The 22445-nt window shown below is 67.3% G+C and carries 21 protein-coding genes; all 21 read left to right on the top strand.

Translation table 11 applies throughout. The annotated features are described in order from the left end of the window. Positions 1–31 precede the first annotated feature (31 nt). The gene (locus tag ACZYY4_RS06750) at positions 32–1126 is read left to right on the top strand and encodes a homogentisate 1,2-dioxygenase (protein ID WP_463808850.1); all 1095 of its coding nucleotides are present in this window, start codon (positions 32–34) and stop codon (positions 1124–1126) included. Beyond that, positions 1123–2307 carry an alpha/beta hydrolase family protein gene (locus ACZYY4_RS06745; protein ID WP_463808849.1) on the top strand — a complete coding sequence of 395 codons (1185 nt, stop codon included), beginning with the start codon at positions 1123–1125 and terminating at the stop codon, positions 2305–2307. The genes ACZYY4_RS06750 and ACZYY4_RS06745 overlap by 4 nt, the downstream gene beginning before the upstream one ends. After that, on the top strand, positions 2304–3512 hold the full coding sequence (locus tag ACZYY4_RS06740; protein WP_463808848.1) for a CaiB/BaiF CoA transferase family protein: 1209 nt from the start codon (positions 2304–2306) through the stop codon (positions 3510–3512). Before ACZYY4_RS06745 ends, ACZYY4_RS06740 begins: the two co-directional genes overlap by 4 nt. Beyond that, positions 3509–4408 (top strand): hydroxymethylglutaryl-CoA lyase, encoded by a 900-nt coding sequence (locus ACZYY4_RS06735; protein WP_463808846.1) that lies wholly within the window; start codon positions 3509–3511, stop codon positions 4406–4408. Before ACZYY4_RS06740 ends, ACZYY4_RS06735 begins: the two co-directional genes overlap by 4 nt. A 22-nt stretch (positions 4409–4430) precedes the next feature. Further along, the gene (locus ACZYY4_RS06730; RefSeq protein WP_463808988.1) at positions 4431–5045 is read left to right on the top strand and encodes a TetR/AcrR family transcriptional regulator; all 615 of its coding nucleotides are present in this window, start codon (positions 4431–4433) and stop codon (positions 5043–5045) included. A gap of 21 nt (positions 5046–5066) precedes the next feature. After that, positions 5067–6308, top strand: coding sequence for an acyl-CoA dehydrogenase family protein (locus ACZYY4_RS06725; protein ID WP_463808845.1), 1242 nt, complete (start codon positions 5067–5069; stop codon positions 6306–6308). Beyond that, positions 6305–7792, top strand: a complete 1488-nt coding sequence (locus ACZYY4_RS06720; protein WP_463808844.1) for a phosphotransferase family protein — start codon at positions 6305–6307, stop codon at positions 7790–7792. The genes ACZYY4_RS06725 and ACZYY4_RS06720 overlap by 4 nt, the downstream gene beginning before the upstream one ends. Positions 7793–7879: 87 nt before the next feature. Then, complete coding sequence (locus ACZYY4_RS06715) at positions 7880–8311, top strand: Rv3143 family two-component system response regulator (protein WP_463808843.1); 432 nt, start codon at positions 7880–7882, stop codon at positions 8309–8311. Positions 8312–8481: 170 nt separating this feature from the next. Then, positions 8482–8859, top strand: a complete 378-nt coding sequence (locus tag ACZYY4_RS06710; RefSeq protein WP_463808841.1) for an NADH-quinone oxidoreductase subunit A — start codon at positions 8482–8484, stop codon at positions 8857–8859. Between the two features lie 23 nt (positions 8860–8882). Further along, complete coding sequence (locus ACZYY4_RS06705) at positions 8883–9437, top strand: NuoB/complex I 20 kDa subunit family protein (protein ID WP_463808839.1); 555 nt, start codon at positions 8883–8885, stop codon at positions 9435–9437. Beyond that, positions 9434–10141 carry an NADH-quinone oxidoreductase subunit C gene (locus ACZYY4_RS06700; protein WP_463808838.1) on the top strand — a complete coding sequence of 236 codons (708 nt, stop codon included), beginning with the start codon at positions 9434–9436 and terminating at the stop codon, positions 10139–10141. Before ACZYY4_RS06705 ends, ACZYY4_RS06700 begins: the two co-directional genes overlap by 4 nt. After that, positions 10141–11445, top strand: a complete 1305-nt coding sequence (gene nuoD / locus ACZYY4_RS06695) for an NADH dehydrogenase (quinone) subunit D (protein ID WP_463808836.1) — start codon at positions 10141–10143, stop codon at positions 11443–11445. The genes ACZYY4_RS06700 and nuoD overlap by 1 nt, the downstream gene beginning before the upstream one ends. 44 nt (positions 11446–11489) lie before the next feature. Beyond that, on the top strand, positions 11490–12275 hold the full coding sequence (gene nuoE, locus ACZYY4_RS06690; RefSeq protein WP_463808987.1) for an NADH-quinone oxidoreductase subunit NuoE: 786 nt from the start codon (positions 11490–11492) through the stop codon (positions 12273–12275). After that, positions 12272–13609 carry an NADH-quinone oxidoreductase subunit NuoF gene (nuoF, locus tag ACZYY4_RS06685; RefSeq protein ID WP_463808835.1) on the top strand — a complete coding sequence of 446 codons (1338 nt, stop codon included), beginning with the start codon at positions 12272–12274 and terminating at the stop codon, positions 13607–13609. The genes nuoE and nuoF overlap by 4 nt, the downstream gene beginning before the upstream one ends. Beyond that, positions 13606–16017, top strand: a complete 2412-nt coding sequence (locus ACZYY4_RS06680; RefSeq protein WP_463808834.1) for an NADH-quinone oxidoreductase subunit G — start codon at positions 13606–13608, stop codon at positions 16015–16017. The genes nuoF and ACZYY4_RS06680 overlap by 4 nt, the downstream gene beginning before the upstream one ends. Further along, positions 16014–17249 carry an NADH-quinone oxidoreductase subunit NuoH gene (gene nuoH, locus ACZYY4_RS06675; RefSeq protein WP_463808832.1) on the top strand — a complete coding sequence of 412 codons (1236 nt, stop codon included), beginning with the start codon at positions 16014–16016 and terminating at the stop codon, positions 17247–17249. Before ACZYY4_RS06680 ends, nuoH begins: the two co-directional genes overlap by 4 nt. Next, positions 17236–17811 carry an NADH-quinone oxidoreductase subunit NuoI gene (nuoI, locus tag ACZYY4_RS06670; RefSeq protein ID WP_463808830.1) on the top strand — a complete coding sequence of 192 codons (576 nt, stop codon included), beginning with the start codon at positions 17236–17238 and terminating at the stop codon, positions 17809–17811. The genes nuoH and nuoI overlap by 14 nt, the downstream gene beginning before the upstream one ends. Continuing rightward, on the top strand, positions 17811–18635 hold the full coding sequence (locus ACZYY4_RS06665) for an NADH-quinone oxidoreductase subunit J (protein ID WP_463808828.1): 825 nt from the start codon (positions 17811–17813) through the stop codon (positions 18633–18635). The genes nuoI and ACZYY4_RS06665 overlap by 1 nt, the downstream gene beginning before the upstream one ends. Further along, a complete protein-coding gene (gene nuoK, locus ACZYY4_RS06660; RefSeq protein WP_112684462.1) occupies positions 18632–18931 on the top strand; it encodes an NADH-quinone oxidoreductase subunit NuoK in 300 nt (99 codons plus the stop codon). Before ACZYY4_RS06665 ends, nuoK begins: the two co-directional genes overlap by 4 nt. Positions 18932–18946: 15 nt before the next feature. After that, entirely contained in the window at positions 18947–20881 is a 1935-nt protein-coding gene (nuoL, locus tag ACZYY4_RS06655; RefSeq protein WP_463808826.1) for an NADH-quinone oxidoreductase subunit L, read from the top strand. Further along, positions 20878–22443: an NADH-quinone oxidoreductase subunit M gene (locus tag ACZYY4_RS06650; protein ID WP_463808825.1), complete on the top strand. Its 1566-nt coding sequence runs from the start codon at positions 20878–20880 to the stop codon at positions 22441–22443. Before nuoL ends, ACZYY4_RS06650 begins: the two co-directional genes overlap by 4 nt. Positions 22444–22445 lie beyond the last annotated feature (2 nt).

The raw sequence follows: 22445 nt of genomic DNA, 5'->3' as shown, positions 1-22445 counted from the left end.
TACTTTTTGAGCCACGAGTTGGGGGCAGCCGATGGAATCCTTCGTTCACCTGCGCAAAGGCGTCACACCCAAGCGCGTCCACGCGGACCTCGATGGCCTGAAAGACGACGAGCTGGGCCGCGGCGGGTTCACCGGCCGCACCGCCAACATGTATCGGCGACACGATCCGACCGCCTACCGCGCCGACGGCCCGTTGCGGCCCATCGACGTGCTGGCCACGCAGCTCGAACCGACCGACGCCACCGACCCCGCCGGGCACCCGCTGCGGTTGTTCGACAACGCCGACTGCTGCATCTCGCTGTCCCGGCGCTCCGTGGAGATGCCATTTCACGTCCGTTACGTCGACGGCGACCTGCTCTGCTTCGTCCACGCCGGTTCCGGGCGGCTGGAGACCGAGTTCGGTCCCCTGGACTACCGCGAGGGCGACTGGGTGTACCTGCCCAAGGCGACGACCTGGCGCCAGTTGCCCACCGCCGAAACGACGCTGCTGCTGATCCAGGCCACCGACGAGTTCCGGGTGCCACCGCCGGGTCCGCTGGGCCGACACTTCCCCTTCGACCCGTCGCAGGCGGTCATCCCCGAGCCGGTCCCCATCGACGACGACGGGCGCGAAGAGTACGAAGTGCGGCTGATCCACGAAGGCGGACCGACAACGCTGTACTACCAACACAATCCGATTGACGTGGCGGGTTGGCGCGGCGACAATTTCGCATTCACGTTCAACATCGCCGACTACAACGTCGTCACCTCCGACAGCCTGCACCTGCCCCCGACGGTGCACATGTTCATGCAGGCCACCGGCGTGTACGTGATGAACTTCCTGCCCAAGCCCGCCGAGGGTGTGCCGGGCACCGAACGCACCCCCTGGTATCACCGCAACGTCGACTACGACGAGATCGCCTTCTTCCACGGCGGATCGCTCTACGGAATCCCCATGCCGCCCGGCCTGATCAGTCATGCTCCCCAAGGCGTGCACCACGGCGCACCGGAGAAGGCCCGCGAACGCGCCCGGTGCAAGTTCGACGACTACCAGCGCGTCGACTGGCAGGTGATCGCCATCGACACCCGCCGCCGACTCACCCCGTCACCGGAAGTTCTCGCCCACGACCTAGGACAGCACGCATGACCGCCAAGCACGATTACGAGCGTATCCCCTATCTCATTGCCTACCAGAACAATTCCGGCGTTCGTGACGTCTACGGCGGCGTCGCCGAGCTGGTTGTGCTGGAGAGCTACCTGCTGCGACCGAAGGACGTACCCAGTGACACCGTGCTGGTGTTCATGCACCCGATCGGTGGCGGCGCCTACCTACCGATGGTCAACGCGCTGGCCCGCGCCGGGCACCACGTCATCTACTGCAACAGCCGATTCCGCGGCACCGACTCCGCGCTGTTGATGGAGAAGGTCATCGAAGACCTGGGGCAATGCATCTCCGACGCCAAGAGCCGGCTCGGCTATTCCAAGGTCGTGCTGGCCGGCTGGAGCGGTGGCGGCTCGCTGTCGCTGTTCTACCAGCAGCAGGCGCAGAACCCGACGGTCACCGCAAGCCCGTCGGGCGACGGCCCCGACCTGACCAAGCTCGGGCTGATACCCGCCGACGGCGTCCTGCTGCTGGCCGCCCACATCAGCCGGCACGGCACCATGACCGAATGGCTGGACGCCTCGATTCTCGACGAGTCCGATCCGAGCAAGCGAGACCCGGAACTGGATCTCTACAACCCGGACAACCCCAACCAGCCGCCGTACACCGAGGAGTTCCTGGACCGCTACCGGGCCGCCCAGATCGACCGGAATCGCCGGATCACCAGCTGGGTCAAGGCGAAGCTGGCCGAGCTCAAGGACGCCGGACGTCCCGAAGATGAGTTCGCGTTCGTGGTGCACGGCACCATGGCCGACCCGCGCTGGCTGGATCCGACGGTGGACCCCAACGAGCGCACTCCGGGCAGCTGCTACCTGGGCGATCCGCAGGTGGTGAACATGAGCCCGGTCGGGTTGGCGCGCTTCTGCACGCTGCGCAGCTGGCTGTCGCAGTGGAGTTACGACGACGCTCACGGCGACGGCGTGGACTGCGGCAACGACATCGCAGTGCCCACGCTGGTGATCGGCAACATGGCCGACGACGCCTGCACCCCCAGCCACACCCGTCGGCTCTTCGAGGCGATCGGGCACCCGGACAAGGAGATGCACGAAATACCGGGAGCCAACCACTATTACGCCGGCCCGGATCAGCGCCCGGCGCTGCGAGAGGCGGTGGCCATCGTCACCGATTGGCTGGACCGGCATGAGTTCGTAGGCTCTTCGGTATGACACCCACCGCCGGTGCGCTCGACGGCATCCGCGTCATTGAGCTCGGCACGCTGATCTCCGGACCCTTCGCGGGACGCCTGCTCGGAGACATGGGCGCCGAGGTCATCAAAATCGAGCTGCCCGGCAGACCCGACCCGTTGCGCACCTGGGGGCAGGCCGAACAAGACGGACACCACTTCTTCTGGACCGTGCATGCCCGCAACAAGAAGGCCGTCACGCTGGACCTGCGCACCGACCAGGGGCGCGCGCTGTTCCTGGAGCTGATCGACAACGCTGACATCGTTGTGGAGAACTTCCGGCCCGGCACGCTGGAACGCTGGGGCCTGGGTTTCGATGTGCTGCGGCAACATAACAACGGCATCATCCTGGTGCGGGTCTCCGGCTACGGGCAGACCGGACCCGACGCCCACAAGGCCGGGTACGCCTCGGTCGCCGAGGCCGCCAGCGGGCTGCGGCACATGAACGGTTTCCCCGGCGGCCCACCGCCGCGGCTGGCGCTGTCCCTCGGCGACAGCCTCGCGGGCATGTTCGCCGCCCAAGGTGCGCTGGCCGCACTGTACCGGCGCACGGTCACCGGCGAAGGCCAGGTTGTCGATGTCGCGCTGACCGAATCCTGCTTGGCCATCCAGGAATCCACCATCCCCGACTACGACGTCGGCGGAGTGGTGCGCGGGCCGTCCGGCACCCGCCTGGAAGGCATCGCGCCGTCGAACATCTACCAATCCGCCGACGGCAGCTGGGTGGTGATCGCCGCCAACCAGGACAGCGTCTTCGCCCGGCTGTGCCAGGCGATGGGCAGTCCCGAACTGGCGACCGACCCGCGGTTCGCCGATCACGTCGCCCGCGGCCGCAACCAGGACGAGCTGGACGGCATCATCGGCGAATGGGCTGTGCAGCGTAAGCCCGACGACATCATCGCGACGCTGAGCGCCGCCGGAGTGATCTCCGGGCCGATCAACACGGTCGCCGAGGTGGTCAACGACCCTCAGCTGCAGGCCCGCGGCATGCTCGCCGAGCACTGGGACGAAGGCGCCGAACGAACCGTGTTGGGCCCCGGCATCATCCCGGTGCTCTCGGACACTCCGGGCCGAATCCGTAACGCCGGGTCAGCCCGGCCCGGACAACACAACGATGAGGTCTACGCCGGGCTGCTGGGTAAGACTGGAGCAGAATTGGACGACCTACGCGCGCAGGGGGTGCTGTGATACCCAGCCGGGTCTCGATCCGCGAGGTGGCATTACGTGACGGACTGCAGATCGAGCAGCCGATCCCGTTGCACGCCAAGCTCGAGCTGCTGGCCGCGATCGCGGCTACCGGGGTGCGCGAGGTCGAGGTGACCTCGTTCGTCTCCCCCACCAAGGTCCCCGCGCTGGCCGACGCCGCCGAACTCGCCGCCGAGCTGTGGCGCTACCCCGACCTCGAATTCTCCGCGCTGGTCGCCAGCCCGGGTGGCGCCAGCCGGGCGGTCGCCGCGGGCCTGACCTCGATCGAGTACGTGGTGTGCGCCTCGGATTCGTTCAGTTCGGCCAACGTCGGGCGGCCGACCGCCGACGCCGTTGCAGCGATCGGCGACATCGCCGGCATCGCCCATGACGCCGGCGCGTCGGTCGAAGTCATCATCGCCACCGCGTGGGACTGCCCGTTCGACGGTCCGACGCCGCCCGGGCGCGTCACCGACATCGCCGAATCGGCGAGCACGTTCGGCGTAGACCGGATGGCGATCGCCGACACCATCGGCACGACCACCCCCCGGCGCGTCACCGACCTGATCGCCGCGGTGCGGCCGATCATCGGCGACGTACCGCTGGGGGCGCACTTCCACAACACCCGCGGCGCGGGGCTGGCCTGCGCCTACGCGGCGGTTCAGGCCGGCATCACCCGGCTCGACGCCTCGGCCGGCGGCCTGGGGGGTTGCCCGTTCGCTCCCGGCGCCACCGGCAACATCGCCACCGAAGACCTGGTCTACCTGCTCGGCGACTGCGGCATCGAGACCGGCGTCGACCTGGATGCCGCCATCGCCGCGGCCGGCGTGGCCAGTTCAGTCGTCGGACATGGGTTGCCCAGCGCGCTGTTGGCCGCCGGGGACCGGAAACGGGACTGAACGCGACGTGTCCAACCAGACGGTGTCCAACCGGCGTGAGCTCAGCTCGAAGGGCCGCCAAACGCGCCAGGCCATCGAACAGGCCGCCCGGGAGCTGTTCGCAGAACGCGGCTTTCACGGCACCACGCTGGCCGACATCACCTCGGCAGCCGGCAAATCCAGCGCCGTGCTGTACCGGTATTTCAGCGACAAAGAGGATCTGCTGGCCGCGATGGCGGAGTCATTTCTGTCCGACGTCGTCGAGCCGTCCGGACTGAAAATGCGGTTGCCGGACTCCCCGCAGGACACCGAGTTCTTCTCGTCGGTGGTCAGTGCCTACTGGGGCATGTTCAAGCAGAACATCGGCGTCATGATCGCAGTGGCCCAACTGGCCGCCACCAAGCAGCGATTCGCCGCGCTGCAGAACGAGTTCCGGCGGTTCGGCATCGAGATCGTCGCCGCCTCGGTCCGGCGCGCCCAGCAACAGGGCCACGGCCTTGACCTCGACCCCGACCACATCGCGGCCGCGATCGCGCTGCTGTTCGAGAACTTCACCGTCGTCTTCGTCGGTCCGTCCGGACCGGGCTGGCGAATCAGTGACAGCGATGCCATCGCGACGCTGTCGACGATCTGGCGGAGGACCCTGTACGGCTGCTGAACACCAAGTGGAGGACTTACCATGGATTTCACACTGCCCGAACATCTTCCGGGTCTGCTCGCCGAGATGGACGACTTCATCGAGCGCGAGATCGCCCCGCTGCAGGCCGAGAACATGCAGTACTTCGACCATCGTCGGGAATTCGCCCGTACCGACGTGGAGAACGACGGCATCCCGAACCGCGACTGGGAGGACCTGCTGGCCGAGATGCGCCGCCGGGCCGACGCCGCCGGCTGGCTGCGCTACGGGCTGCCGTCGTCCCTGGGCGGCCGGGACGGAACCAACGTCGACATGGCGGTGATCCGTGAGCATCTGGCGCACAAGGGGCTCGGCCTGCACAACGACCTGCAGGACGAGTCGTCGATCGTCGGGAACTTCCCGCAGGTGATCATGATGGAGCGGTTCGGCACCGACGAGCAGCGCCAGGCCTGGTCCCAGGCCCTGATCACCGGCGAGCGGTCGATGGCGTTCGGCCTCACCGAACCGGCCCACGGATCGGATGCGACCTGGCTGGAAACCCGCGCCGAGTCCGCTCATGACGGCTGGGTGATCAACGGCGCCAAACGGTTCAACACCGGAGTGCATCGAGCCACCCACGACTTGGTCTTCGCACGCACGTCCGGTGACCCCGGATCGGCTCGCGGCATCACCGCGTTCCTGGTGCCCACCGATACACCGGGTTTCAGTGTCCCGTTCTACTGGTGGACATTCAACATGCCCACCGACCACGGCGAGGTCGAGCTCACCGACGTCCGGGTGCCCGCCGATGCAGTACTCGGCGAGGTGGACCGTGGCCTCGAGGTGGCGCAGACGTTCCTGCACGAGAACCGGATCCGCCAGGCGGCGTCCAGCCTGGGTGCCGCGCAGTACTGCATCGACCGCGCCGCGAAGTATGCGACCGAGCGCAAGGTGTTCGGCAAGCCGCTCTCGGTCAACCAAGCCGTCCAGTGGCCGCTGGCCGAATTGCAGACCGAAGCCCAGATGGTCCGGCTGCTGGTGTTTTACGCGGCCTGGCACCTGGACCGCGACCACCACCTGGAGGTCTCCGACAAGGTGTCGATGGCCAACTACCGCGCCAACCGGCTGGTGTGCGATGCCGCCGACCGGGCCATTCAGACCTTCGGCGGGATCGGCTACACCCGTCACGAGCCGTTCGAACACATCTACCGGCATCACCGCCGCTACCGGATCACCGAGGGCGCCGAAGAGATCCAGATCCGCCGGGTCGCACAGCGGCTGTTCGGGTTCGACCGCAAGCGATGAGCACCGAGCAGCTGGCCGACCGGCTTTCGGCGGTACTGGCACCGACATTGGGCCCGGTCACCATCGAGGGCCTGCGCGCGCTGACCGGGGGTGCCAGCCGGGCCACCTGGGCGTTCGACGCGGTCTTCGAGACAGGGAAAGCCACCGGGCGGCGCGCGTTGATCCTGCGGACCGGACCTCCCGATGAGATCAATGCCAGCATGGAGCTGGAAGCACACGCGCAGCGTGCCGCACGCAAAGCCGGGGCCCCGGTCCCGAACGTCGTACTCGCAGACAATTCTCCTGGGGCGCTGGGAAATCCATTTCTGATCTGCGATGCGATCGCCGGGGAGACGGTGGTTCGACGTATCGAGCGCCAGCTCGATGACACCGGACGCGACATCTTGCTACGGCAGTGTGCGCAGGCCCTGGCCGCCATCCACCGGTCAGACCCGACCGGTATCGCGTTGAGTGCCGAAGATCAGCTCACCGGCTGCCGCAACCAGCTGGACGCGATGCACGACACCACGGCCATCTTCGAGTGGGCGTTTCGGTGGCTGGAGAACCACCGGCCGCCTGCTGTGCAGCCGCAGCTGGTGCACGGCGACTTCCGGATGGGCAACCTGATCGTCGACGGGGCCGGGCTGGCGGCGGTGCTGGATTGGGAGTTGGTACATCTCGGCGACGGCTGTGAGGACCTGGCCTGGTTCTGTCTGCGGGCCTGGCGGTTCGGTGCCCCGACCGACCGCGGCGCCGGCGGGCTGGGCAGTGTCGAGGCGTTCCTGGCCGCCTACGAGCAGGCCGCCGGTGTGGCCGTCGACCCGGACCGGTTCAACTGGTGGCTACTGCTGGGCACCCTGCGTTGGGGAATCATCTGCCGCTACCAAGCGGAGCGGCATCTGAGCGGGCAGGCCCGCTCGGTGGAGCTGGCGACCATCGGCCGGCGGGTCTCCGAAACCGAATGGGACCTGCTACGCCTGCTCGACGGGCCCTCAGCGCCGCCCGGCGACGATGCGCGGAGCGCAGCGACGGGAGAAGAAGCCGGGCACTCGGCGCCCCCCGGCGACGATGAGCGGAGCGCAGCGACGGGAGAAGAAGCCGGGCACTCGGCGCCCCCCGGCGACGATGAGCGGAGCGCAGCGACGGGAGGAGAAGCCGGGCCATCGGCACCGCCGGTGACCGGCCGGCGGCCGACCGCCGCCGAGCTCGTCGCCGCGGTCACCGAGTTCCTCGACACCGATATCCGGACGGCCACCGAAGGCCAGGTCAACTTCCACACCCGGGTGGCCGCCAACGCGCTGCGCATCGTCGAACGGGAGTTGCGCGACGCCTCGAGCGGCGCCGCGACGCAAGCCCTGGCCGGAGTGGGTTTTGCCGACGAGGCCGGGCTGGCCGCTGCCATCCGGGCCGGTGACCTCGACGACCGACCCGACGCGGTCGGCGCCTGCCTCTACACGCTGGTGCGGCACCGGCTGTCAATCGACCATCCCGGTTACGATCGCTGAGCGTTAGAGTCACTGCGCGACAGTCACTTCGACGGCCGTACGCCAAACCCGCTCTATCGGTACCATCCGGGCAGTAGCATTCCCCACGTGTCTGACTCCACGTCCTCCACGTCTTCCACGCCTTCTTCCCAGGCGCTGCGGATCCTTGTCTACAGTGACGACGCCGCGACCCGCGCACGGGTCATGACCGCCTTGGGCAAGCACCTGCACCCGGATCTACCGGACCTGAGTTATGTCGAAGTCGCGACGGAGCCGGTGGTGATCCGGCAGATGGATGCCGGCGGAATCGACCTTGCCGTTCTGGATGGCGAGGCCACCCCAGCAGGCGGGATGGGCATCTGCAAACAGCTCAAGGACGAGATCACGCCTTGCCCGCCGATCGTGGTGCTGACCGGCCGCGCCGACGACGCCTGGCTGGCCAAATGGTCGCACGCGGACGCCGCTGTGGCGCACCCGGTGGACCCCATGGCACTGAGTCGTGCGGTGTTGGGCCTGCTGCGTACGCCAGCGCCCAGTTAATACGGGTTAGGGCGCCCTCAGAAGCGAATTGCCCTGTGGCCGTTGACCGCTGAGAGGTGACTCCGGTCACAGTTGCGGTCAATTTCGGGTTCTTCGCAACCGCCCGGTTGCCGCGCGTTAGGCTGTGCCTGAACTCACATCGACGCCCGGAAGGGAACCACGTCACTCGCATGGACTTGTATCTGCCGATCCTCGCCCTCGCCGCGCTCGCTGCCGGTTTCGCCGTGTTCTCCGTGGTCGCCGGGGCGCTGGCCGGCCCATCGCGTTACAACCGGGCAAAGCTGGAAGCCTACGAGTGCGGCATCGAACCCACCGACCAGCCGGTCAGCGGACCGCATGCCCCGTCCGGGCAGCGCTTCCCGGTGAAGTACTACCTGACCGCGATGCTGTTCATCGTCTTCGACATCGAGATCGTTTTTCTCTACCCCTGGGCGGTCGCCTTCGACGGGCTCGGGATGTTCGCGCTGATCGAAATGGTGCTGTTCGCCGCCGTTGTCTTCGTCGCGTATGCCTACGTCTGGCGGCGCGGCGGTCTGAGTTGGGATTGAGTGGGAGTAGGCGGACTTAGAAAATGGGATTAGAAGAACAGCTGCCGAGCGGTCTCCTGCTGTCCACGGTGGAGGACCTGGCCGGCTACTTCCGCAAAGGCTCGCTCTGGCCGGCGACCTTCGGCCTCGCCTGTTGCGCGATCGAGATGATGTCGACGATGGCACCCGACTACGACCTGTCGCGCTTCGGCATGGAGGTGTTCCGGGCCTCGCCGCGACAGGCCGACCTGATGATCGTGGCCGGTCGGGTCAGTCAGAAGATGGCGCCGGTGCTGCGGCAGATCTACGACCAGATGGTGGAACCCAAGTGGGTGCTGGCAATGGGTGTTTGCGCGTCGTCGGGCGGGATGTTCAACAACTACGCCATCGTGCAAGGCGTCGACCATGTCGTCCCGGTCGATATCTATCTTCCCGGCTGCCCGCCCCGGCCGGAGATGCTGATGTACGCAATCCTGAAGCTGCACGAGAAAATTCGCGATATGCCGTTGGGCGCCAACCGGGAGCAGGTGATCACCGCCACCGAGGAGGCGGCGCTGTCGGCCCCGTCCACCTGGCAGATGAGGGGGTTGCTGCGGTGAGTCAGGGCACTGCCGACGGTGAAGGCCGGGACGAGGACGGCACCGAGGATGTCATCAAGGTCCGCCGCGGCCTGTTCGGCGCGGCCGGCCCGGGCGACACGTCCGGCTACGGGCGACTGGTGACCGAGGCCGCGCTACCGGGTGAAACCAAGAGGCCCTACGGCGGGTACTTCGACGAACTCGTGGACACCCTGACCGCGGCGCTGCAGCGCGGAGGGGTCGAATTCGCCGATGCCGTAGAGAAAGTGGTGGTACATCGTGGCGAGCTGACCCTGTATGTCCACCGGGCGCAGCTCCCGGCGGTCGCCCAGCTGCTGCGCGACGAACCGGCCCTGCGCTTCGAGCTGAGCCTCGGGGTCTCCGGTGTGCACTACCCCGCGGACACCGACCGCGAGCTGCATGCGGTCTACCCGTTGCGGTCCATCACCCACAATCGCCGGGTCCGGCTGGAAGTCGCTGCCCCGGATGCGGATCCGCACATTCCATCGCTGTTCAAGATCTATCCCACCACGGACTGGCACGAGCGCGAGACCTACGACTTCTTCGGGATCATCTTCGACGGCCACCCCTCGCTGACCCGGATCGAGATGCCCGACGACTGGCATGGCCACCCGCAACGCAAGGACTACCCGCTGGGCGGCATCCCGGTCGAGTACAAGGGCGCGCAGATACCGCCGCCGGACCAGCGGAGGGCTTACAAGTAATGAGCACCGAGACGCCCCGGACCGTCCTGAACGTCGGCGGCCAGGAATGGGACCAGGTGGTCGAAGCGGCCAAGGCCGCCGATCCCGGCGAACGCATCGTCGTCAACATGGGGCCCCAGCACCCGTCCACGCACGGCGTGCTGCGGCTGATCCTCGAACTCGACGGCGAGACGGTGACCGAAGCCCGTTGCGGCATCGGCTATCTGCACACCGGCATCGAGAAGAACCTGGAAAGCCGCTACTGGACCCAGGGCGTCACGTTCGTGACCCGGATGGACTACTTGGCGCCGTTCTTCAACGAAGTCGCCTACTGCCTCGGGGTGGAGAAGCTGCTCGACGTCACCGACCAGATCCCAGAGCGCGTCAACGTGATCCGGGTGCTGATGATGGAACTCAACCGGGTCTCCTCGCACCTGGTCGCGCTGGCTACCGGCGGTATGGAACTCGGTGCGCTGTCGGTGATGCTGTTCGGCTTCCGCGAACGCGAGTTGGTGCTCGACATCTTCGAGACGATCACCGGGCTGCGGATGAACCATCAGTACATCCGGCCCGGCGGGGTGTCGGTGGACCTGCCCGACGAGGCGATACCCCAGATCCGCGACTTCCTCGAGCTGATGCCCAAGCGACTCAAGGACATCGAGGACCTGCTCACCGAGAATTACATCTGGAAGGCCCGCACCAAGGGCGTGGGCTACCTGGACCTGACCGGCTGCATGGCCCTGGGCATCACCGGCCCCATCCTGAGGGCCACCGGCCTGCCGAATGACGTCCGCCGTGCAGAACCCTATTGCGGCTACGAGGACTACGAATTCGATGTGATCACCGATGACGGCTGTGATGCCTACGGCCGCTACCTGATCCGTATCGCAGAGATCAAGGAGTCGTTGAAAATCGTCGAACAATGTCTGGATAAGTTGCGGCCCGGTCCGGTCATGATCGAAGACCGCAAGATCGCCTGGCCGGGCGACCTGACAGTAGGACCGGATGGGCAGGGCAACTCCAAGGAGCACATCGGCTGGATCATGGGCCACTCGATGGAGGGGCTGATCCACCACTTCAAGCGGGTCACCGAAGATCTGTGGGTGCCGCCGGGGCAGGTATTCGTCTCGGTCGAGTCGCCTCGCGGCGAACTCGGGGTGCACATGGTCAGTGACGGCGGCACCCGGCCCTACCGGGTGCACTACCGGGATCCGTCCTTCACCAACCTGCAGGCGGTCGCCGCTATGAGCGAGGGCGGGCTGATCGCCGACGTGATCGCCGCGGTTGCCAGCATCGATCCGGTCATGGGAGGGGTGGACCGGTGAGCGAGACGAACGGTCAGATCAACAAAACGGGGCGGGACCGGCTGATGCCCGCGACGGCGGGCACCGATGGCAAGCGGGTCTTTCTGCAGCTGGGCCGGCCGCCGGAGGAACCCAATCAGTTCAACCACCCCGATGCGCCGCGCGCCTACTCCGACGACGTGCGGGCCCGGCTGGAGGCCGACGCCAAGGAGATCATCGCCCGCTACCCACAGCCGCGTTCGGCGATCCTGCCGCTACTGCATCTGGTGCAGGCGCAGGACTCCTACATCACCCCGGCCGGTATGGCGTTCATCGCCGAGCTGCTCGGAATCACCGGCGCCGACGTCGCCGGGGTCGCGTCGTTCTACTCGATGTACCGGCGCGGTCCGACTGGCAAGTACCTGGTCGGCGTCTGCACCAACACGCTGTGCGCGGTGATGGGTGGCGACGCCATCTACGCTCGCCTCAAGGAACACCTGGGCATGGAGGACGGGGCCGACGACACCACGTCCGACGGGGCGGTCACCCTGGAGCACATCGAGTGCAACGCCGCATGTGACTACGCGCCGGTGGTGATGGTCAACTGGGAGTTCTTCGACAACCAGACGCCGGAATCGGCAAGCGACCTGGTCGACAGGCTGCGTGACGACCAGGAGGTGCGGCCCACCCGCGGGATGCCGTTGTGCAGCTTCACCGAGACCGAACGGGTTCTCGCCGGCTTTCCCGACGAACGCGCCGACGACGGCCAGGGCGGTGCCGGCGCGGCGACGCTGGTCGGCCTGCAGATCGCGCGCGAACACGGGATGGCCGCGCCGGAGCCGGGCAACAGCGCCAATGGGGGCGGGAAATGACGCTTGCGGGCGGCACTCCGCTGACACCGGTGCTGAGCAGCTACTGGGACGACCCCGAGTCGTGGACGCTGGAGACTTACCGCCGCCACGACGGTTACGCCGGTATGAAACGCGCGTTGGAGATGACGCCCGACGAGGTCATCGAACTGGTCAAGGAATCCGGGCTGCGCGGCCGGGGCGGCGCCGGGTTCTCGACCGGGACCAAGTGGTCCTTCGTCCCGCAAGGCAACGAAGGAGCGGGCGCAAAGCCTCACTATCTGCTGGTCAACGCAGACGAGTCCGAACCCGGCACTTGCAAGGACATGCCGCTGCTGATGGCGACGCCGCACGTGCTCATCGAGGGCATGATCATCTGCTGCTACGCGATCCGGGCCCGGCAGGCGTTCATCTACGTGCGCGGCGAGGTACTGCCGGTGGTGCGCCGACTGCACGCCGCGGTCGCCGAAGCCTACGCGGCCGGTCTGCTGGGCACCGATATCGGCGGCAGCGGTTTCGACCTGGACATCACGGTGCATGCCGGAGCCGGCGCCTACATCTGCGGCGAGGAGACCGCGCTGATCGATTCACTGGAGGGCTACCGGGGCCAGCCGCGGCTGCGACCGCCGTTCCCGGCGGTGGCCGGGTTGTACGCCTCGCCCACCGTGGTCAACAACGTCGAATCCATCGCCAGCGTGCCGTCGATCCTGCACAACGGAGCGGACTGGTTCCGCTCGATGGGCACCGAGAAGTCTCGCGGCTTCACCCTGTATTCGCTGTCCGGGCACGTGAAGCGGCCCGGCCAGTACGAGGCCCCGCTGGGTATCACGCTGCGTGAACTGCTCGGCTACGCCGGTGGGATACGCGACGGGCACCGGCTGAAGTTCTGGACGCCGGGCGGGTCGTCGACCCCGCTGCTGACGGAAGAACACCTCGACATCCCGCTGGACTACGAGGGTATGGCGTCGGCCGGCTCGATGTTGGGCACCAAGGCATTACAGATCTTCGACGAGACCACCTGCGTGGTGCGCGCGGCCCGGCGCTGGTCGGAGTTCTACAAGCACGAGTCCTGCGGGAAGTGCACACCGTGCCGCGAAGGCACCTACTGGCTGGTGCCGATCTACGAACGGCTGGAGACCGGCCGCGGAACCCGCGAAGACCTCGACACATTGCTGGACATCGCCGACGTGCTGTTCGGGAAGTCCTTCTGCGCCTTGGGAGATGGTGCGGCGATGCCGGTGAAGTCGTCGATCGAGTACTTCCGTGACGAATACATCGCCCATCTTGACGGGGGCTGCCCGTTCGACCCGAAAGAGAGCATGTACGTGGCAGGCGGAGCAGACGGCGGTGCGGCGTGACCGGGCCCGATCGGCAGGAGAACCCCGAGTCGGTGACGGTCACCATCGACGACCGGCAGATCACGGTTCCCAAGGGCACCTTGATCATTCGGGCCGCCGAGCAACTGGGGATCGAGATCCCGCGGTTCTGCGACCACCCGCTGCTGGACCCGGTCGCCTGGTGCCGGCAGTGCATGGTCGAGGTGGAGGGCCAGCGCAAGCCGCAGCCGTCCTGCGCGGTGGCCGCCGCCGAGGGCATGGTGGTGCGCACCCAACACACCTCCGCCGAAGCCGATCGAGCCCAGCACCTGGTGATGGAACTGCTACTGATCAACCACCCGCTGGACTGCCCGACCTGCGACAAGGGCGGCGAGTGCCCGCTGCAGAACCAGGCGATGAGCCACGGCCGCACCGAGACTCGCTTCGAAGAGGCCAAGCGGACCTATCCCAAGCCGATCAACATCTCCTCGCAGGTACTGCTGGACCGGGACCGCTGCATCCTGTGCGCGCGCTGCACCCGGTTCGCCGACGAGATCGCCGGGGACAAGTTCATCGAGATGATGGATCGCGGCGCGCTGCAGCAGGTCGGCATCTACACCGAGACGCCGTTCGACTCCTACTTCTCCGGCAACACCGTGCAGATCTGCCCGGTGGGGGCGCTCACCGGCGCCTCGTACCGGTTCCGGGCCCGCCCGTTCGACCTGGTGTCCACACCCAGCGTCTGCGAGCACTGCGCGGCCGGCTGCGCCCAGCGCACCGATCACCGCCGCGGCAAGGTGATGCGGCGGATGGCCGGCGACGATCCGGACGTCAACGAGGAGTGGAACTGCGACAAGGGGCGTTGGGCGTTCACCTACGCCGTCCAGCCCGACCGGATCAGCACGCCGCTGGTGCGCGACGACAACGGGAACCTGGTCCCCACCTCGTGGCCGCACGCGGTGGCGGTGGCGGCTCGCGGCCTGGCCGCGGCCCGCGGACGCACCGGTGTGCTGGTGGGTGGCCGGGTGACCGCCGAAGACGCCTACGGCTACGCCAAGTTCACCCGGGTGGCGCTGCGCGGTGACGACATCGACTTCCGGGCGCGCATCCAGTCCGCCGAGGAGGCCACGTTCCTGGGCGCCCGGGTGGCCGGGCGCGGGATCGGGGTCAGCTACGCCGACCTCGAAACCGCCCGAACAGTGCTGCTGGTCGGCCTGGAACCCGAGGAGGAATCGCCGATCATCTTCCTGCGGCTGCGCAAAGCCGCCCGCAAGAAGGACACCAAAGTGTTCGCGGTAGCGCCGTTCGCCGACCGCGCGCTGGACAAGATGTTCGGCACCCTGCTGCCGACCGTTCCCGGCGACGAGGCAACGGCGCTGGACGGCCTGCACAATGACTCATCCCAAAGCGAATTGGGGCAGCTGCTGCGCCAACCCGGCGCGGTGGTGCTGGTCGGCGAGCGATTGGCGGGCTCACCCGGCGCGCTGTCGGCAGCGGTTCGGCTGGCCGACGCGACCGGTGCGCGGCTGGCCTGGGTGCCGCGACGTGCCGGGGAGCGCGGCGCGCTGGAGTGCGGCGCCCTGGCGGGGCTGCTGCCGGGCGGGCGTCCGCTGAGCGACGCATCCGCGCGGGCCGAGATCGCGCAAGCGTGGGGCCTGGACGGCCCCGACGAGCTGCCGTCGCAGACCGGACGCGACACCGATGCCATCTTGGCGGCCGCCGCCGAGGGCACATTGGGGGCGCTGCTGGTCGGCGGGGTCGAACCGGCCGACCTGGCCGACCCGGCCGCGGCGCTGGCCGCCCTGGACGCGATCGGATTCCTGGTCAGCATCGAGTTGCGGCACAGCGAGATCACCGAACGCGCCGATGTGGTCCTGCCGATCGCGGCGGCGGTCGAGAAGTCCGGCACCTATCTCAACTGGGAGGGCCGCCACCGCCGGTTCGGTGTGGCGCTGGCTGAGCGCGGCACCCTGTCCGACGTGCGGGTGCTCGACGCGCTCGCCGAGGAGATGGGTGTCGATCTGGGGCTTTCCACCGAGGAGGCGGCGCGCGACGAGCTGACCCGGTTGGGCGCCTGGGACGGCGAGCGGGTGGCCGCCCCCGACGTCACGCCGGGCCGTCCGGGACAGCCTGACTCCGGCGAAGCCGTGCTGGCCGGCTGGCGCATGCTGCTGGACAACGGATTGATGCAGGCCGGTGAACCGAACCTGGCCGGCACCGCCCGCAAGCCGGTGGCGCGACTGTCGGCACCGACCGCCGCCGAGATCGATGCCGCGCCCGGCGATCCGGTCACGGTCAGCACCGAGCATGGAGACATCACCCTGCCACTGGTCATCACCGAGATGCCGGACCGGGTGGTGTGGCTGCCGATGAATTCTGCTGACTCAGCGGTGCACCGCAATCTCGGGGTCAGCCCGGGTGCGGTGGTACGGATTGGACGCAGACCATGAGCATTCCCTGGTGGCTGATGCTGGCCAAGGTGGTGGCCGTCTTCGGATTCCTGGTGTTGACGGTGCTGTTCGCCATCGTCATCGAACGAAAAGTGCTGGGGCGCATGCAGATGCGGCCCGGGCCCAACCGGGTCGGACCGAAGGGCTGGCTGCAGAGTCTCGCCGACGGCGTCAAGCTGGCCCTGAAGGAAGACATCACCCCCTTCGGCGTTGACCGCGCGATCTACGTGATGGCTCCGGTCATCTCGACGGTGCCGGCGATCACCGCGTTCGCGGTGATCCCGTTCGGCCCGGAAGTCAGTGTCTTCGGCCATCGCACCGCGTTGCAGCTCGCCGACCTGCCGATCGCGGTGCTGTTCGTCTTGGCGATGTCCTCGATCGGGGTGTACGGGATCATCCTGGCCGGCTGGTCGTCGGGGTCGGCCTACCCGCTGCTGGGCGGAATCCGCTCCACCGCCCAGGTGATCTCCTACGAGGTCGCGATGGGGCTGGCGTTCGCGTCGGTGTTCCTCTACGCCGGGACGATGTCCACCTCGGGCATCGTGGCGGCCCAGGACCGGATGTGGTTCGCGTTCCTGTTGCTGCCGTCGTTCATGGTCTATCTGACGGCGATGGTCGGTGAAACCAACCGTGCGCCATTCGATCTGCCCGAGGCCGAGGGCGAGCTCGTCGGCGGCTTCCACACCGAGTATTCGTCGTTGAAGTTCGCATTGTTCTTCCTGGCCGAATACATCAACATCACCACGGTTTCGGCGTTGGCCGTCACATTGTTCTTCGGCGGCTGGCACGCACCGTTCCCGCTCAACATGTGGGCCGGCGCCAACCAGGGATGGTTGCCGCTGCTGTGGTTCACCGCCAAGGTGTGGGGTTTCATCTTCATCTACATCTGGCTGCGTGCCACCCTGCCCCGGCTCCGCTACGACCAGTTCATGGCGCTGGGCTGGAAGATCCTGATCCCGCTGGCGCTGGTCTGGGTGCTGGTCGCCGCGGTGATGCGCAGCCTGCGCAATGACGGCTACCAGCACTGGGAAATCGTGCTGATAGGTCTCAGCACGATCACCACGCTGGTGGTACTGCTGTTGCTGCATCGCCGCTTCAGCGCGGTGAACACCCGGCGTGTCGAGCCCGCGCCACCGCCCGCCAGCGCACTGACCTCGTCCGGGGGTTCATTCCCGACACCACCGCTGCCGCAGCGTAATTCACCGCGGGTCAAGGAGGATGTCAATGGCTAAGCTCAGAGACGCGCTGGCCGGGTTCGGCGTCACCTGGAAGACGATGTTCAAACGGCCGATCAACGACGGCTACCCGGAGACCAAGAAGCCGACGGCGAAGCGCTATCACGGCCGCCACCAGCTCAACCGGCATCCGGACGGGTTGGAGAAGTGCATCGGCTGCGAACTGTGCGCGTGGGCCTGTCCGGCCGACGCCATCTATGTGGAGGCCGCCGACAACACCGACGACGAACGCTTCTCCCCCGGCGAACGTTACGGCCGTGTCTACCAGATCAACTACCTGCGCTGTATCGGCTGCGGACTGTGCATCGAGGCCTGCCCCACCCGCGCGCTGACGATGACCAACGACTACGAGATGGCCGCGGACAACCGTGCCGATTTGATCTTGGAGCGCGACCAACTGCTGGCGCCGCTGGAGCCCGGCATGACCTCACCGCCACACCCGATGCCGGACGGCGCCACCGAGAAGGACTACTACCTGGGCAGGGTCAGCCCGGACGGACTCGACGAGAACCCGGACCTGTTCGTGATGTTGGACCGGAAGAAGCAGGGCAAGGCCTGATGGGCACCACACTGCTTGCCGCCGACGTCGTCGTCCGCACCTCCACCGGGGAGGCCGTGGCGTTCTGGGTTCTCGGCGCGTGTGCGCTCATCGGTGCGGTCGGGGTCGTCACCGCCGCCAAGGCGGTGTATTCGGCACTGTTTCTGGCGATGACGATGCTCGTCCTGGCCGTGTTCTATTTCGTCCAGGACGCGATGTTCCTCGGTGTGGTGCAGATCGTGGTCTACACCGGCGCCGTGATGATGCTGTTCCTTTTCGTGATGATGCTGATCGGGGTCGACTCCGTCGAGTCATTGGTCGAGACCCTGCGCGGCCAGCGGATCGGCTCGACGCTCGCCGGGATCGGCTTCGGGGTACTGCTGATCGCCGGGATCGGCGGCGGGACAATGCACCTGCGCCGAATCGGTGCTCCCGCCGCGGCGACCGGCGACTCGGCGGAGCTGGGCCAGAGCAACGTCGAGGGGCTGGCGGCGCTGATCTTCACCCGCTACCTCTGGGCGTTCGAGCTGACCAGCGCGTTGCTGATCACTGCGGTGGTGGCGGCCATGGTGCTGACGCATCGCGAGCGCCTGCAACCGCGGATAACCCAGCGGGAACTGTCCATCCAGCGCTTCCAGGCCGGCCACCACCCGACGCCGCTGCCGACACCGGGCGTCTACGCCCGCCACAATGCCGTCGACATCGCCGCCCGGTTGCCCGACGGGTCCTACTCGGAGTTGTCGGTGTCAGACACCTTGACGCACCGCTGGGTCGGCGCCACCGGGAACGCCGCACCCGCCGGCGACGCCGGTGCAGCGGTCAACGGGGAGGAATCGGGCCAGTGAATCCGGAGAACTATCTCTACCTTTCGGCGATGCTGTTCACCCTCGGCGCCACCGGAGTGATGTTGCGGCGCAATGCCTTGGTGATGTTCATGTGCGTCGAGCTGATGCTCAACGCCGCCAATCTGGCGTTCGTCACCTTCGCCCGGCTGCACTCCCAGCTCGACGGCCAGATGGTGGCGTTCTTCACGATGGTCGTCGCCGCCTGCGAGGTGGTGATCGGCCTGGCCATCATCATGACGATCTTCCGGGCCCGGCGATCCGTGTCGGTCGACGACGCGAACCTACTGCGCGGCTAGGAGTTGGGGAGCTCTATGACGAATCTGAGCCAGCTGGGCTGGCTGCTGGTGGCCCTCCCGGCGGCCGGCGCGTTGATCTTGTTGGTCGGCGGGCGGCGGACCGACCGGTGGGGGCACCTGCTGGGCTGCGCCACCGTGCTCTCCTCGTTCGGGATCGGGCTGGCACTGCTGGCCGACATGCTGAGCCGGCCGGGCGAGGATCGGGCGATTCACACCCACCTGTTCAGCTGGGTGCCGGTCGGCGCCCTGCACGTCGACTTCGGGGTGCTGATCGATCCGCTGTCGATCTGTTTCGTGTTGCTGATCAGCGGAGTGGGCGCGTTGATCCACATCTATTCGATCGGCTACATGAAGACCGATCCCGATCGCCGCAGATTTTTCGCCTACCTGAACCTGTTCGTCGCGGCGATGCTGCTGCTGGTCGTCGCCGACAACTACCTGGCCCTCTACGTGGGCTGGGAAGGCGTCGGCCTGGCGTCCTACCTGCTGATCGGGTTCTGGTACGGCCGGCCGGTCGCAGCCGCGGCCGGCAAGAAGGCTTTCGTGTCCAACCGGGTCGGTGACTTCGGACTGTCGCTGGCCATGTTCGTCATGTTCGCCGCGTTCGGCACGCTGTCCTACGACGGGGTCTTCGGCGCCGCCCAGGCCGCCGGGCCGAGCGGGTGGACCACCGCCATCGGGCTGCTGCTGCTGCTGGGGGCCTGCGCCAAGTCTGCGCAGGTGCCGCTGCAGGCCTGGTTGTTCGACGCGATGGAGGGCCCCACCCCGGTGTCGGCACTGATCCACGCCGCCACCATGGTGACCGCCGGGGTGTATTTGATCGTGCGGTCGGGCCCGGTGTTCGACCTGTCCGCCGACGCCCGGCTGGCGGTCGTGGTGGTCGGCGCGATCACGCTGCTGTTCGGTGCGATCATCGGCTGCGCCAAAGACGACATCAAGCGGGCGCTGGCCGCCTCCACCGTCAGCCAGATCGGCTATATGGTGCTGGCCGCGGGCCTCGGCCCTGCCGGCTACGCCGTCGCGATCCTGCACCTGCTCACCCACGGTTTCTTCAAGGCCGGGCTGTTCCTGGGTTCCGGTTCGGTGATGCACGGGATGAACGACGAACAGGACATGCGCCGCTACGGCGCGCTGCGGGCCTTCATGCCGGTGACGTTCGTGACGTTCGGACTGTGTTATCTGGCGATCATCGGGGTGCCACCGTTCGCCGGCTACTGGTCCAAGGACGCCATCATCGAGGCCGCGCTGGCTACCGGCGGGACGCGAGGCTGGGTCTTGGGCGCGGTCACGATCCTGGGCGCCGGCATCACCGCGTTCTACATGACCCGGGTGATGCTGATGACGTTCGGTGGCGAGCGCCGCTGGGCGGCCGACGAGAGCGAAGTGACCGCAGAGCGGGCGCTACAGCATCCACACGAGTCTCCGCGGGTGATGACCTGGCCGATGATCGTGTTGGCCGTCGGCGCAGTGTTTTCCGGTGGTGTGTTGGCCGTCGGCGGGCGACTCGAGCATTGGCTGGAACCCGTTGTGGCGCCGGTGGTGGTCGGCCACGAGGCGGCGCATGCCATCCCGTCCTGGCTCACCGGAGCCGTCACTTTGGGGATCGTCCTGCTCGGCGTCGCGGTGGCGTACCGCATGTACAGCCGCAAACCGATACCGATCACCGCACCCGCCGATGTGTCGCCCCTGACGGTGGCGGCCCGGGAGTATCTCTACGGCGATGCCTTCAACGAGGAGGTGTTCATGCGTCCGGGTAACCGACTGGCGCAAGTCCTGGTCGACGTCGACGACCGGGTGGTCGACGGTTCGGTCAACACGGGGGCCGGGCTGGTCGCGATCGCATCGATCCTGGTTCGGCGCCTGCAGACCGGCTTCGTGCGGTCCTATGCGCTGACCATGCTGGCCGGCACGGTGCTGGTCGTCGCGGTAGTCCTGGCGGTGCAACTGTGAACACGCACCTGCCCTGGCTGAGCCTGCTGTGGCTGCTGCCGCTGGTTGGCGCCGGCCTGGTCATCGTGCTGCCGGCCGGGGCCGCGCAGCTGGCGAAGTGGGCCGGGCTGGTGGTGAGCCTGGCGACGCTGGCGGTGGCGATCGTGGTCACCACCGGTTTCGACACGACACCCGTCGCCGCCCCCTACCAGTTCGTCGAAAGCCATTCCTGGATACCGGCGTTCGGGGCGAGCTACACGCTCGGCGTGGACGGTATCGCGGTGATACTGGCACTGCTGACCGCCGGGCTGGTACCACTGCTGATGCTGGCCGGCTGGAACGACGGTGGCCGGCGAAGCCGCGGCCCGCACGCCTTCGCCGCGCTCACCCTGACCGTCGAGGCGATGGTGCTGATCTCGCTGGTCTCGCTGGACGTGCTGCTGTTCTACGTGTTCTTCGAGGCGATGCTGATCCCGATGTACTTCATGATCGGCGGCTTCGGCAACGGCGCGGGTCGATCTCGCGCGGCATTGAAGTTCTTGCTCTACAACCTGTTCGGTGGCTTGATCATGCTGGCCGCAGTGATCGGGGTGTACGTGGTGAGCGCCGCTGAAGGTCCGGGGGGGTCGGGCACGTTCGACTTCCGCGAACTGGTCTCCCTGTTCTCCTCTGCCACCACCACCGTGGATCCGGGTGTGCTCAAGCTGCTGTTCGCCGGTTTCATGTTCGCGTTCGCGGTCAAGGCTCCGCTGTGGCCGCTGCACCGGTGGCTGCCCGACGCCGCGGTGGAGTCCACCCCGGCTACCGCGGTGCTGATGATGGCGGTCATGGACAAGGTGGGGACCTTCGGCATGCTGCGGTACTGCCTCCAACTGTTCCCGGACGCCTCGACGTATTTCCGTCCGGCCATCATCGTGCTGGCGGTGATCGGGGTGGTCTACGGCGCGATGGTGGCGATCGGCCAGCGTGACATCATGCGGTTGATCGCCTACACGTCGATCTCCCACTTCGGTTTCATCATTCTGGGCATCTTCGTGATGACCAGCCAGGGCCAAAGCGGTTCGACGCTGTACATGCTCAACCACGGGCTGTCCACCGCGGCGCTGTTCCTGATCGCCGGATTCCTGATCTCCCGGCGCGACGGCGCCCGGGCGATCGCCGACTACGGCGGCGTGCAGAAGGTGGCCCCGGTCATGGCCGGCACCTTCATGGTCGCGGCGATGGCCACCCTGTCACTGCCCGGGCTCGCACCGTTCATCAGCGAATTCCTGGTATTGCTGGGCACTTTCAACCGGTACTGGCTGGCAGCGACGATAGGCACGACCGCGCTGGTGCTGTCGTCGATCTACATGTTGTGGCTCTATCAGCGGGTGATGACCGGCCCGGTCACTGCCGGCAACGAACGCATCCGCGACCTGGTGCCGCGTGAACTCGTCGTCGTCGCACCATTGATCGCACTGCTGCTGTTCCTGGGCTTCTACCCGAAACCGGCGCTGGACATCATCAACCCGGGGGTTGAGCACACCATGACCACGATCGGTCAAACCGACCCGGCACTGCTGACCGCTGAGGGGGCGCACTGACC

It is taken from the genome of Mycobacterium sp. IDUB_21 (genome assembly GCF_055419425.1).
The sequence above is the reverse complement of the archived record's forward strand: the minus strand, read 5'-3'. Positions and strand labels throughout refer to the sequence as shown.